This window comes from Pseudomonas sp. IzPS59 (assembly GCF_014863505.1).
In the GTDB taxonomy this organism is placed as follows: Bacteria; Pseudomonadota; Gammaproteobacteria; order Pseudomonadales; family Pseudomonadaceae; genus Aquipseudomonas; species Aquipseudomonas kribbensis.
The window spans coordinates 4,199,095-4,212,654 of sequence record NZ_CP062251.1; the positions used below are offsets into that span (position 1 = coordinate 4,199,095).

Annotated in this window: 9 protein-coding genes; 5 read left to right on the forward strand and 4 right to left on the reverse strand. The window is 62.7% G+C overall.

From position 1 onward, the window contains the following. Positions 1-138 precede the first annotated feature (138 nt). The 3 genes from IF189_RS18780 to IF189_RS18790 all read right to left on the reverse strand — a co-directional run bounded on the left by IF189_RS18780 (position 139) and on the right by IF189_RS18790 (position 7,669). Positions 139-4,608, reverse strand: a complete 4,470-nt coding sequence (locus tag IF189_RS18780; protein WP_192552059.1) for a hemagglutinin repeat-containing protein — start codon at positions 4,606-4,608, stop codon at positions 139-141. A 94-nt stretch (positions 4,609-4,702) separates the two neighbouring features. Further along, positions 4,703-6,430 (reverse strand): ShlB/FhaC/HecB family hemolysin secretion/activation protein, encoded by a 1,728-nt coding sequence (locus IF189_RS18785; protein ID WP_192552060.1) that lies wholly within the window; start codon positions 6,428-6,430, stop codon positions 4,703-4,705. Positions 6,431-6,535: 105 nt separating this feature from the next. Further along, a complete protein-coding gene (locus IF189_RS18790) occupies positions 6,536-7,669 on the reverse strand; it encodes an MFS transporter (RefSeq protein ID WP_192552061.1) in 1,134 nt (377 codons plus the stop codon). Positions 7,670-7,765: 96 nt separating this feature from the next. On the opposite strand from IF189_RS18790, the gene IF189_RS18795 reads away from it, so the two are divergent. From IF189_RS18795 to IF189_RS18805, 3 genes are all read left to right on the forward strand, one after another. Further along, positions 7,766-8,530, forward strand: a complete 765-nt coding sequence (locus IF189_RS18795) for an AraC family transcriptional regulator (RefSeq protein WP_192552062.1) — start codon at positions 7,766-7,768, stop codon at positions 8,528-8,530. A 96-nt stretch (positions 8,531-8,626) separates the two neighbouring features. Beyond that, positions 8,627-9,748, forward strand: a complete 1,122-nt coding sequence (locus tag IF189_RS18800) for an HlyD family secretion protein (RefSeq protein WP_192552063.1) — start codon at positions 8,627-8,629, stop codon at positions 9,746-9,748. Further along, a complete protein-coding gene (locus tag IF189_RS18805) occupies positions 9,745-11,337 on the forward strand; it encodes a DHA2 family efflux MFS transporter permease subunit (RefSeq protein ID WP_096822022.1) in 1,593 nt (530 codons plus the stop codon). The genes IF189_RS18800 and IF189_RS18805 overlap by 4 nt, the downstream gene beginning before the upstream one ends. 4 nt (positions 11,338-11,341) lie before the next feature. Here the strand turns inward: IF189_RS18805 and IF189_RS18810 are convergent, their stop codons facing one another. Beyond that, positions 11,342-11,782, reverse strand: coding sequence for a carboxymuconolactone decarboxylase family protein (locus IF189_RS18810; protein ID WP_085712558.1), 441 nt, complete (start codon positions 11,780-11,782; stop codon positions 11,342-11,344). Between the two features lie 229 nt (positions 11,783-12,011). Between IF189_RS18810 and IF189_RS18815 the strand changes: the two genes are divergently transcribed. Continuing rightward, on the forward strand, positions 12,012-12,518 hold the full coding sequence (locus IF189_RS18815) for a sigma-70 family RNA polymerase sigma factor (protein WP_192552064.1): 507 nt from the start codon (positions 12,012-12,014) through the stop codon (positions 12,516-12,518). Continuing rightward, positions 12,518-13,477 (forward strand): FecR domain-containing protein, encoded by a 960-nt coding sequence (locus IF189_RS18820; RefSeq protein WP_192552065.1) that lies wholly within the window; start codon positions 12,518-12,520, stop codon positions 13,475-13,477. Before IF189_RS18815 ends, IF189_RS18820 begins: the two co-directional genes overlap by 1 nt. Positions 13,478-13,560 lie beyond the last annotated feature (83 nt).

Sequence of the window (13,560 nt, forward strand, 5' to 3'; positions counted from 1 at the left end):
CCTCTCGGTTTCATCCGAGTGTAGAGCGCATGCATTCATCGACTTGACGGGAAACGACAGTGGCTGCCGTTTTGAGCGGGGAATCCATCAGAAGCGGGAGCGAGCTGGCTCGCTCCCGCCGGTTTCACTGACGGTGAATCAACCTTTTTCGTCGATCCCTGCTTGCAGGGACTGACTGTCCAGATGCCCGCTCAGGGTCACCGGGCCGACTTTCAGGTTGCCGTTTTCAAGGGAAACCTTCGGTGCGTTTTCTTCGCTTTTGTGTGGCAGGTCCAGACCGGCTTTCACGCCGTAGTCGCGATTGCTCAGGTCGCTGCTGTTGACCTTCGAACCACCCAGATCGACCTTGCCTTCAGTGGCGGAAATCCGCGCACCGGTCAGCTGCGTAGCGCCGCCGACAGTGAGGTTCACGCCCTGGCTACCGCTGATGCCGGAGGCCTGTTTGACGCTGTCCTTGTACGCGTATTCGCCTTCGGCTTTCAGCGTCGGCTTGTAGTCGGTGCCCGCGAGTTTTCCTTTGTCGTCGGCCGGGGTCTTCTTGGCAGTCAGACCCAGATCGACATCGACCTTGGCGTGAGTGCTGGAGTCCTGACGGCTCTCGACCGACAGATCACCGGCCACGTTGCCGCTGACCTTGCGCGCATCGATCCGCGCACCGCTCAGGCTCGCATCGCCCGCGCTGTTCAGCACCACAGTGTCAGCCTTGATCTGACTGTTCTGCTGGGTGGTGCCTTGCAGGTAGTCCACGCCCACCTTGGCCCCGGCATTGAAGCCGTGATCGCTGCTGACTTTTTCATCGGCGGCGGTCGGCGTGCTTTTGCTCAGATTGCCACCGGCGTTCAGCGCAACGTTCCAGTTATTGCGGCTGTCGGTGGACTGCGCGGACTCTTGAACGAAACCACCCTTCTGCGCGTCGATGCCGACATTTGGCGCAGTGACCTGAGTACCTTGCAGGCGCACCGAGTCACCGCTCAGCGCGATGCCGTTCTGGCTGTTGAACTGGCCACCGGTGAGGGTCTGTGTGTTCTCGTTGACCCGACCGATGTTGAAGTTGCCGCTGAGGTTGCCGCCCTGATCGCGGCTCTTCTCGCTGCTGGTCTTGCTGCCGCCCGCCTTCAGGCCACCGCCGAGATTACTGCCGGTGGCGACGTGCGTGTCAGTGGCCGCTTGCAGGTCGAGTTTGCCGCCGGCCTTCAGGTCGATAGCACCAGCGCTGTCGATCTTCGTGCCCTGCTGAACCTGATTGCCGCCGCTGCTCAGTTGTACCGGACCGGTGCCGCTGAGGCTGGCGACGTGCGCCTGGGTATCGGTGGTCTGGTTGCCTTTGTGATCGAGCTGGAACCCGGCGCCGAGATCGACGTTGGTGCCGTCGGTGCCCGGCAAGGTGCCGACGGTCAGCGAGCCGTTGCCGCGCAGGCTGGAGCTGTCGCTGCTCTGGCGGTCGTTGGCCTGATTCAGCGCCAGGTCACCGCCGGTCTTGATGCTGACACCACCCTGCCCGCCATCGAAACGGCTGCCTTCGAACTGTGCATCGCGGGTGACATTGATGTTCACACCCTGATTGCCGGCGTAACCGCCGACCACCGCCGTGGAACTGTCCTTACTCGACTGGCTGCTGCCACCCGCGCCGCTACCGGCCACGTTCACGTCTTCACCTGTCTTGGTGTAAACGCGCACATCGACCTTGGCATCCACCGAATTGTCGGTGCTGCTGCGGGTGTTGCTGGCCGCGTCGGCCACCAGTTTGTCGGCGCTGATGTTCACTTTGCCGGCGCTGGCGTTGTACTGGGTGCCCTGGTCGTACAGCGTGCCGCCGACCTTCACGTCCACGGTCTGGCCGTCGAACCGGCTGACCACGGCATTGCTGCTCTGCCCGGTTTTATCGGTGCTGGAGTGACCGATCGCCACGTCGATACCGACGTTCGGCTGACCGAGATTGGCCAGTGCGTCCTTGTCCGGCACCTTGCCGTCGAGCACGTCTTTCACCGCGCCGGCAATCGGCCGGGCGATGTCTTTGTACTCGACGTTGGCGCCGATGTCTGCCGACCAGTTGCTCTCGCTGTGGGTGCTGCTTTCGGTGTTGCTGGCGGCACGGTTGTCGACTTCGTTGGCAGCGACGTTCAGGCCGTTGCCGGACTTCAGTTGCGCGCCTTCGGTGGCGAGTTTGTCCGCATTGATGTTGAGGCTGCCGCTGCTCTGCACGCCGGTGGTTTGCGCGGTGGTTTTGCCGGTGGTGTCTTGCGAAGTGCTGTGCGAGAAGTCCACGCCGCTGCCCGCGCGGTCGAGGCCGCCGGTGTAGTAGAAACCGCCGCCGGTGCTGCGGGTTTCGGTCGAGGTGCTGTGGCTGTCCTGCTCGGCCAGCAACGAAACGTTCTTGCCGCTCAGCGTGGTGTCGCCAGCGGTGGATTTCACCTCGGCGCCCTTGAGCGTCACGTCGCCGCCCGCCTTCACTTGCACGGTGCCGCCGCTGAGGCTGGAGCCCTGCTGGGTGACGTCGTTGGCAGTGACGGTTTGCGCCTTGTCTTCGTAATGCACGCCGGCGCGGTACTGCTCTGCCGTTTGCTCCTTGGCGTAAGCGTCGAAGCCACGGGTCTGGGTGCTGTTGCTGCTTTCGTTGGTGTTCTGGGTGGAATGCACATTCACATCACCCGCTGCCTCCGCCGTCAGCGAACCGCCGGCCTTGACCGTGGAGCCGGCGACTTCGATGTCCTTGGCGCTTTTCAGCTTGAGGTTGCTGTCGGAAGCCAGCTCGCTGCGCACCGTGGTGCTGTCCTTGCTGTTCTGCCGGGACTCGTCCTTGGTGATGCCGAAGAACTTGCTGTCCTTGTCGTGATTGTTGCTGTGCGAGGTGTCCTGCACGCCGTCGATGGTCAGCGAGCCGTTGTCGCTGATCACGCTGGCGTCCTTGGCGCCACGCACCTGGCTGCCGCTGATGCGCACGTCGTCGGCCTTGACCAGCAGCTTGCCGGCGGCGTTGATCTTGCTGCCCTGATGCTGGGTCTGGCCCTTGTCGGCGTCACCGGTCTTGCCGAAGAAACCGCCGCCGACCAGATCACCGGAATAGCGGTTGTCGCTGCTGCGATTGGTGCGGGTCGCGGTGGTGATTTCCACCTGTTTGCCGGCCAGTTGCAGGTCACCGGCGCTGTCGATTTCGGCGCCTTCGGAGCGCAACAGTGCAGCGGTTTGCAGGGCGATGTTGCCGCCCTTCAACTGGCTGGTGACGCTGCGCTGCTCTTCGCTGCTGCTGTCCCAATCGGCTTTCCACAGGTGTTTGCGGTGCTTGCCCTGATCGGTTTGCACGTGGCTTTCAGTGGCGGCGGTCAGGCGCAGGTCGCCGCCGCTTTGCACGCTGAGGTTGTTTTTCGCGTCGACCTTGGCGGCCTTCAGTTCGGTGTCTTTACCGGACGACAGTTGCGCGTCGCGGCTGGCGATGATCTGGCTGCCGTGCTGGCGCGAATCGCTGTCGGTCTTGGTGCGCTCGTAGGTTTCCCAGGTGATGCCGATGGTGCTGTTGTTCCAGTTTTCGCGCTGTTCCTGGAGCTTGCGGCTTTCGACGGTGGTCAGGGTCAGGTTGCGCTTGGCCTCGACCTTGACGTCACGACCGCTGACATCGGTGGCGGCCAACGTCAGGTCCTTGCCGCTGTGCAGGCCGACGTCGCCCTGGCTGCTGCGGATGCCGGCACGGGTCACGTCGAGGCTGTCCGGGATTGCCTGGCCGCTGACGCTCAAGTCGCCAGCCGAACGGATCTGCACACCGTCACGCCCGGCGACTTGCACAGCCCCGACCTTCACGCCCGCGCCTTCAGCGGTGCTGACGATGTTGATGCGCCCGGCCTGCATCGCGCCGAACAGGCTGGCGTCAATTCGTTGATCGGTGGTGTTGCCTGCCGGGTCCACGGCTTTCACCTGACCGCTGGCGTAGTCGATCTGATTGCGCCCGACGGTGAGGTTCAGTTGATCACGGGCACTGATCGCACCCTGGCTGTCGATGCGCGGTGCGATCAGGTTGATCGAGCCTTCGCCGTTGCGCAGGCCGCCGCTCTGGATCTGCAACTGACCGGTGGCGTCGCGGGTGCTCAGGGCTTGCAGCTTGCCGTCGTTCAGCTCGGGACGGCCGACCACCAGATTGGCGTTCGGCGTGTTGATGAAACTGCCGCCGTTCACCGAAATGCCGTTCGGGTTGGCGAGTACATAGTCGGCGGCGCGACCGAAGATTTCCTGGGCGCCGTTGATGGCCGACGGATTGCGGCTGATCACTTCGTTGAGGATCACACTCGCCGCCTGCCCCTGCAATTGCGGGTTGGCTGCCAGTTGCCCGGCGAGCTGCGATTGCCCTGCCTGCAAGGCGTTGTTCAGGACCAGGCCCTGACGATCGACGTTGTAGTCGAGGAACTGGTTATGCGACAGGCCCGAGCCGTTCGGCGCGACAATGTTGACGATCGGGACGCCGCCCTGGGTTTGCAGTTGCGCGGTGCCGCCGGGGCCGGGCGCGACCACCACACCGCCGGCCATGGCGCCCGGCAGGTGAGCGACCAGGAACAGGCTGGCGATGGCCCAGCGCAGTTTGCCCCGTGGGGAAAGATGAAACGCAAAGGTATTCATTGGCATAAAAAACTCTCCATGTAGTGCGGCATCACGTTGCGCGTTGAGTTGAAGGCCACGGCTGTCGCGCTCAGGTCCGATGGCTGTTGTTCACTGACGTTCATATCTGTAATCCGACGCGCATCAGCCAGGTTTCAGGCTCGCGGTGCAGGCCGGTCGGGGTGTTCAGGCTGCGTTGGTAATCGACATCCACCTGCAGGTTTTTCCAGCCCAGATTGAGGCCGATGCTGGCGCCGCTCAGGCGTTGAACCGGGGCGCCGTGATCGGCCTTGATCCAGCCGTGGTCGAGACCGACACGCGGGGTGAGCTGCACCGGCAAATCGGTGCGCAGCGGCAGGCGCAGGGTGTTGCGCCAGATCGCACCGCTGGCGCCGGACGCACTGCTGACCCGGTAACCGCGCACGGCGGAATCGTCGGTGCCGAGCAGTTGTTCGATGGCCGGCAGCGGATCCGGGCTGTACTGCACGTTCAGTTGGCTCTGCCATTGCCAGGCTTGCGCACCGAACTGGCCGTTGCGCCACTGGCTGAGGCCGGCGCGGTACTTGCGAAACTGTGCCTTGGGCAGGTTCTTGACCTGATGATCGGCATCGTCGTCAGCACCCAGCCAGCGCAGGCCCTGGGCGTAGTTGAAGTCGAGGTTCCACACCGCACGGTCGAGCCAGAACAGATTGAGCCCGGCTTCGGCCACGGTCAGGGTCGGGCTCTGGATGCCGAGGCGAACGTTTTCCAGATAGCTGTCGACATCCTTGTGCGCCAGTTGCAGGTTGGCGCTGAGCTGATGGCTCTGATCGCGCCACAACACGCGGTCGGCGCGCAGGCTGAGCTGATCGGTGATGCCGGTGCTGTACAGGGTCGTGCCCGGCAGTTTGAACGGCGCACGGTATTCGGCGTGGCTGGCGAACGTGCTGAACGTCCAGTAGCCGTAGGGAATTGCGTAATAGAGGCTGGCGTTGCGGTTGTAGCGGTCGCCTTGGTTGAGGGTGTCGCTGGCACTCACGCTCAACAGGTCGTTGAGTTCCAGCGGGCTGTCAAGGCTCAGGCTCAGCGTGTTGCGATCGCGCCCGGTGCTGGCACTACCGAGGTTGTCGAAACCGGCACCGAGGGCCCAGCGTGACTGCCCGGAAGTACGCGAGCGCAAGATGACTTTTGACGCACCGGGCTGGCTGCCGGGGGCGATGTCAGCGGTCAGATCGAGCGAGCGCAGACGGTTCAACTGATCCAGCCCCTGCTCCAGATCACGCAGGTTCAACGGTTTGCCGAGCATGCCCGGGAATGCACCGCCGAGAGACACCGGCAGGCTCTGGTCGGCCAGTTCGATGGACTCGATGTAGCCTTCGTCGATCAGGATATCCAGCGACTGCCCCGCCGCTGGCGCGCTGCTCAGATATGGCCGGCTGGCGATGTAGCCCTTCTCCACGTAGAGCGCGGTGATGGTCGCCAGCAGATGGTTGATCTGGCCGACGCCCATGCAAGGCGCCAGCAGTGGCTGGATGCGGGCGTTGAGCTGGTCTTTGTCGATCAGCGTGACCCCGCCGATGCGCGTGCCGCTCAGGGGCCAGCAGCGTTCGTCGGGTTTGATCGAATCGGGAATGGCCGGGGTGGCAGGCGTCGGGCCGAACGCGCCGCGCTCCAGTTGCCGCTTGCGCTGTTCAAGCTGCAGTTGTTGCAGGTCGCGCTGTTGCTGTTGCTGCTGGCGCAGCACTTCCTGGCCTGGATTCGACAGTTCGGCGGCGAAAAGGCTGGGCGCACACACACTCAACAACAAGGCCGACAACAGCGGACGAGGCAGATAACTACGACGAGAAACAGCGCGAATCGAATACGGCACTCAACATCCTTGCAATCAAATGGCTTAATGCCATCCCATCAATTGCAGTGATAGTCAGAGCCTTCCTACACAAATGCAAGACGCTTCCTACATCGCTTACATTTCTTAAACAAATGCGTTTTTAGCATGGATCGCCAGCGATAACGCCAGCAAGTTGCAGACCATCAGGGTTTCCCCGAGGGCCTGAGACCATGCGGCCAACATCAATCCCGCACCGATCAGCAGGTAATAAAACAGCCCCAGCAATGCACCGGCGGTGCCCAAACGATCCGTGTAATTGCGCAAGGCTGCGCCGAGGATATTCGGGATTGCCATGCCAAACGCCAGTACCACAAGGAGCATCGGCAGCACGAACCAGACGTGCGCTTCTGACAGCCACACGCCGATGCCACCGAGCAAACCGGTCAGCGCTGCCAGGCGAATCAACTGCAGTGGACGACAACCGATTTGCAGCAATTTTTTGTTAAGCCATGCTCCAAACCCTGAGGCCAGCGCGAGCATCACGCCGCTGTAGCCGAACCACTCGCCGCTCAGGCCGAGACGTTCGAACTGGAAAGGTCCGAGGCTGTAATAGCTGAACAACGCCACGTTGAACGATGCGATCCACAGTGCTGATCGCCAGATGCCCGGATCACGCAACATGTCGCCCATGGTTGCGAACAGGCCGACGGAGGTGAGTTGTGGCGGACGGGTTTCCGGCAGGTTGCGCCAACTCCAGATCCACAAGATCGATGCCAGCAGCAACAACGCAACGAGCACGCCGCGATAGCCGAAGCCTTGAACCAGACTCGCCCCGCTGAACAGACCGATGGCCGGGCTGGCCGCCAGCGCCATGCCCACCAGAGAAAACACCTGGGCCAGTTCGGTCCCGCGAAAACGATCGCGCAATAAAGTCTGGGTCACCACCGAGCCAACCGCAGCGCCGAAAGCCGCCAGCGCCTGGGCCATCAACAAGCCGTTGAAACTGCGAACGCTCAAGCCCAATGCGCAGGCAAGCGCATAAATCGCAAGACCGGCGAGCATCGAAGGCCGCCGGCCAATCCGGTCACATACCCGGCCCCACGTCACCACGCCAAAGGCAAACGCCAGGAAGTACACCGACAATGTCTGCGCCGCCACTTGCGGACCAACATCGAACGCACGGCCGATATCCCCCAGCGCCGGGCTGAACAACGTCTGGGCGATCTGCGGAAACATCAGCAGCGCAATCGCCAACACCAAAAACTTTCTATGGTTCATCACCATGACTCCTCACAAAAACGCCGAAGAGTTTAAAAAGCCGTGACTGGCGTATTATCCGAACCCTGACAATTTATCGTTGAAATCGGACAACCCATGGCCTGGCTCGAAGCCCACGACCGTTTTGACCCGGATCGCTTTCCGGCGCCGGTAGTCGGCATCGCTTCCACCCTTGGCGATCACGACTCCGGCCTGCATCGGCATCAGCGCGGGCAATTGCTCTACACCCGACAGGGTTGCACCCGCATCACCCTGGCGCAGCAGTTGTGCCTGCTGCCGCCGTCGCGGGCGGCGTGGATTCCCGGTGGTGTCACGCATCGAGCGGTGATGCAGCAAAGCGTTGATTACCGCTCCATCTACCTGACGCCCGAACTGTGCCGCGAACTGCCGCAACAGGTCTGCGTGATCGAGGTCAGCCCCTTGCTGCGCGCCGTGCTGGAACCGATGGCGATTGCCGATTTCGATACCGATTGGCAGCAGGGCAAATTCGTCCATCTGCTGGGGCTGTGCCTGAGTGAAATCCGTGACGCGGCGCAGCAACCGATGCTCCTGCCCCTGCCCCGGGACAAACGTCTGGCACCGCTTCTTGCCACACCCGAAAAACTCCCCCCGGAGCTGCAAGTGCTCGAGCAACAGATCGGCGCCAGCAGCCGCACCATCGGCCGGATCTTCCAGCGCGAAACCGGCATGAGCTATCAGCAATGGCGCCAACAGTGGCGATTGATGCGCGCCATGGAATTGCTCGCCACCGGGCGCAACCTCGGCTATTGCGCATTTGAACTGGGCTTCGCCAGCGACAGCGCATTCATTGCGTTCTTCAAATCCATGACCGGCAGTACACCCGGCGCCTGGCTCAGATAAGCAACTGACGACCGGCGATAAAAATCAATTGCCACAAAATATTACTCGCGTCATATTACAGCCGTAATAACACCCTCGCTTCGCAGGTATTACGCCATGACCAGCATGCCCACCGTTGAACCCGACCTCGCCGTTCCGGTCAGCACTCCCAAACCTCCCTTGCTCAAACGCCTGCTGTTGCCCACTGCGGGGCTGGCCGCGCTGGTGTTTGCCGGGCTGTACGCCGCGCATTGGTGGAGCGCCGGACGCTTTCTCGAAGAAACCGACGATGCCTACATCGGCGGTGACGTCACGGTGATCGGGCCGAAAGTTGCGGGTTACATCGAAGAGGTGCTGGTCAGCGACAACCAGTCCGTGAAGGCTGGCGACGTGCTGATCCGCCTCGACGCCCGCGACTATCGCGCCAATCTGGCCAAGGCCGAAGGCGCGGTCGCCGCTGAAGAATCGCTGCTGGCCAACCTCGACGCCACTGAACAACTGCAGCAGGCAGTGATCGGCCAGGCCCGCGCCGGCATCGATGCCGCCGGTGCCGAAACCGCTCGTTCACGGGATGACAACGCACGCTACAAACGTCTGGTCACCACCAATGCGGTTTCGGTGGAAGCCGCACAACGGGCCGACGCCACCTTCAAGACTGCCCAAGCCCTGAGCGCCAAGGCCCAGGCCGAATTGCTCGCTGCGCAACGCCAGCTCTCGGTGATCGAAACCCAGAAACAACAGGCCCGCGCCGCCCTCCAGCAGGCCCGGGCCGAACGCGATCTGGCGCAACTCAACCTCGGCTACACCGAGCTGCGCGCCCCGGTCGACGGCGTGATCGGTAACCGTCGCGCGCGGGTCGGCGCTTATGCCCAGGCCGGTTCGCAACAGTTGTCGGTGGTGCCGGCCAGCGGTCTGTGGGTCGATGCCAATTTCAAGGAAGACCAGTTGGCGCGGATGAAGCCGGGCCAGCGCGTGAGCATCCGCGCCGACGTGTTGTCCGGCCAGGAATTCCATGGCCGCCTCGACAGCCTTGCCCCGGCCACCGGTTCGCAGTTCAGCGTGCTGCCGCCGGAAAACGCCACCGGTAACTTCACCAAGATCGTGCAGCGGGTGCCGGTGCGGATCTTGCTCGACCCGGCTGACAGTGTGCTCGGCCATCTGCGTCCAGGCCTCTCGGTGACCGCTGAAGTCGACACCCGCGCCCAGCCAGAAACCACCGCCGTGGCCAGCGCGCCATGAGCCGCGCCCTCGCCGTTCCTGCACAGCCGTTCAATGCCGCCGAAATGGCGACGGCGACCAAGGTGTTCGCCTTCGCCACCATGTGCATCGGCATGTTCATCGCGCTGCTGGACATCCAGATCGTCTCGGCTTCGCTGCGGGATATCGGCGGCGGACTGTCCGCCGGCACCGATGAAACGGCGTGGGTGCAGACCAGTTACCTGATCGCCGAGATCATCGTGATCCCGCTGTCGGGCTGGCTGTCGCGGGTATTCTCCACGCGCTGGTTGTTCTGCGCCTCGGCGGTCGGTTTCACCCTCGCCAGCCTGTTGTGCGGTGCGGCCTGGAACATCCAGAGCATGATTGCCTTTCGGGCGCTGCAAGGGTTTCTCGGCGGCTCGATGATTCCGTTGGTGTTCACCACGGCGTTCTTTTTCTTCACCGGCAAACAGCGAGTGATTGCTGCCGCGACCATCGGCGCCGTGGCTTCGCTGGCACCGACGTTGGGCCCGGTGATCGGCGGCTGGATCACCGATATTTCGTCCTGGCACTGGCTGTTCTACATCAATCTGGTGCCGGGGATTTTCGTCGCCGTGGCGGTGCCGATGCTGGTCAAGATCGACCAGCCTGAACTGTCGCTGCTCAAGGGCGCGGACTATTTGAGCATGGTGTTTCTGGCGCTGTTTCTCGGCTGCCTGGAATACACCCTCGAAGAAGGCCCGCGCTGGAACTGGTTCAGCGACCAGACCATCCTCACCACCGCGTGGATCAGCGCCCTGGCCGGCGTGGCGTTTGTCGGCCGAACGCTGCACGTGGCCAATCCGATCGTCGATCTGCGCGCCCTCAAGGATCGCAATTTCGCCCTCGGCTGCTTCTTTTCCTTCGTCACCGGCATCGGCCTGTTCGCGACGATTTACCTGACGCCGCTGTTTCTCGGCCGGGTGCGTGGTTACGGGGCGCTGGACATTGGCCTGGCGGTTTTCTCTACCGGGGTGTTCCAGATCATGGCGATTCCGCTGTACGCCTTTCTGGCCAATCGCATCGACCTGCGCTGGATCATGATGGCGGGCCTGGCGTTGTTCGCCTTGTCGATGTGGGAATTCAGTCCGATCACCCACGATTGGGGTGCCGGGCAGTTGATGCTACCGCAAGCCCTGCGCGGGATTGCCCAGCAACTGGCGGTGCCGCCGGCGGTGACGTTGACCCTCGGCGGTCTGGCGCCGGCACGGTTGAAGCACGCCTCGGGCCTGTTCAACCTGATGCGCAACCTGGGCGGTGCAATCGGGATTGCCGCGTGCGCGACCATTCTCAACGACCGCACCAACCTGCACTTCACCCGGTTGGCCGAGCATCTGAACAGCAGCAACGAAGCCTTGAACCAGTGGCTGGCCCAGGTCGGTGGCAACTTCGCCGCACTGGGTCAGAGCGGTGACGTGGGCATCACCGCCGGCCTGCATCAGTTATGGCTGCTGACCTACCGCGAGGCGCAGACCCAGACCTACGGCGATACGTTCCTGATGATCATGGTGTGCTTCGTGATCGCCACGGCGATGGTGCCCTTGATGCGCAAGGTGCAACCACCGGCCGCGCCGAGTGCCGATGCACATTGACCGATCAGGCTTGTGGGGTTTTGCGAAAGCCCACGGCCAGACGGTTCCAGCTGTTGATGGTGCTGATCGCCACGGTCAGATCGACCATTTCTTTCGGTGAGAACTGGGCAGCGACGGCTTCGTAATCTTCGTCCGGGGCGTGGGTCAGGCTCAGTTGGGTCAGGGATTCGGTCCACAGCAGCGCGGCGCGCTCGCGGTCGGTGAAGAACGGCGCTTCACGCCAGGCCGTCACGGCGAACAACCGGCGTGGGGTTTCGCCGCCTTTGATCGCGTCAGCGGTGTGCATGTCAATGCAGAACGCACAGCCGTTGATTTGCGAAGCGCGCAGTTTCACCAGTTCGATCAGGGTCTTTTCCAGCGGCAGTTTCGAGACGGCGGTTTCCAGAGCGATCATCGCTTTCAGGGCATCTGGGGAGGCGGTGTAGAAATCGGCACGAGGTTTCATGGTGGTTCTCCGGGGCGAGTGAATGTGTGGCTACGTTAGTCCCGGGGCCGGGCCAAACAAATAGCCAATCTCCCGGAAGACGGGTAGGCCACTCCTTTCTGACGTCAGAAAAGAAAGTGCAACAGGGCAATTGCCAGCGCTCGTTCCGCGCCACTAGAATGCGATCAATTCTTAATTGCACTCTAATTGCAGCCAGGCATCGGATGCCCGCAACGAGTATCTGCCGCCCATGTCGTCTTTCGATCCGCCATTGAATCAGCAAGTCCAGACGCTCTACAGCGAACACCACGGGTGGCTGCAGGGCTGGTTGCAACGCAAGCTGGGCAATCGCTGCGATGCGGCTGACCTTGCGCACGATACGTTTTTGCGCCTGCTCAGCCGTCAGGTGGTCAAACCGCTGGGCAGCGAACCCCGGGCGCTGCTGACGCACATTGCCAAAGGTCTGGTGATCGACCGCTGGCGGCGTCAGGACATTGAGCGCGCCTACCTGGAAACCATCGCCAGCCTGCCCGCCGCCGAGGTGCCGTCACCGGAAACCCGCTACCTGATTCTCGAAACCCTGTGGCGCATCGAAGCCTTGCTGCGTGAGTTGCCGGCGCAGACCCGCGATACCTTCCTGCTGTCGCAGATCGAAGGCCTGACCTACGCGCAGATCGCCACACGCCTGAATGTTTCGCTGATCACCGTCAAACGCCATATGCGCGCCGCGTTCATTGCCTGCCTGAGTGTCGCCTGATGAGTTCGTCGATGATCAATCCGCAGATTCTTGGTGAAGCCGCCGACTGGCTGGTGCAGTTGCATTCCGGCACGGCCTCCCCGTCCGATCATCAGGCCATCGCCCAATGGCGCAACCGCAGCGCCGAACACGCCATCGCCTGGCAACGAGCCGAAGCCCTGCTCGGTGATTTGCGCAGCGTGCCAGCCAACGTCGCGATCCAGACCCTGCAACGGGCTTCGCGCAAGGAAGGCCTCAGCCGTCGCCAGACCCTCACCCGCCTCGGCCTGCTGTTGATGGCCGGGCCGTTGGGCATCGCCTCGCAACATGTGCCGTGGCAGCAATGGACCGCCGATCAGCGCACCGCCGTCGGCGAGCAAAAAAACCTGCAACTTCCGGACGGCACTCAGCTGCTGCTCAACACCGACAGCGCCGTGAACATCGCTTACAGCCCGGTCGAGCGCCGAGTGCTGCTGCTCAACGGCGAAGTGCTGATCAACACCGCCAGCGATGCTGCCGCCCGCCCGTTGATTGTCGAAACCCCGCAAGGCCTCGCCCGCGCGCTCGGCACGCGGTTCTGCGTGCGCACCGAGGGTTCTCGCAGCCTGGTGTCGGTGCTGGAGGGCCAGGTGCAAATCACCCCGGAATTGCTCAAGCAAAACGCGATCATCACGGCCGGCGAGCGCCAGCGCTTCAAGCTGAACAGCTTCGACAGCGCCGAAACCTTCGACACTGCCAGCCTGGCCTGGGACAAGGGCATGCTGCTGGCCAGCAACATGCGTCTGGACGAGTTGCTCGGCGAACTGAGTCGCTATCGTCGCGGCGTCTTGCGCTGTCATCCGGACGTCGCGGCGATGCGCGTGTCCGGGGCGTTTTCCCTGCGCGACACCGACGCCAGCCTGCGTCTGCTCAGCGACACCCTGCCGCTGAACATCAACAGCCTGACCCGCTATTGGCTGTCGGTGGAGCCTCGCGTCTGAGCCTTTGGAAAATAATTTCAATGTTCACTGATACCTTTTCGCGCCTCGTCCGGTGAGTGGATAGACCTTTAATTCCACGCGCC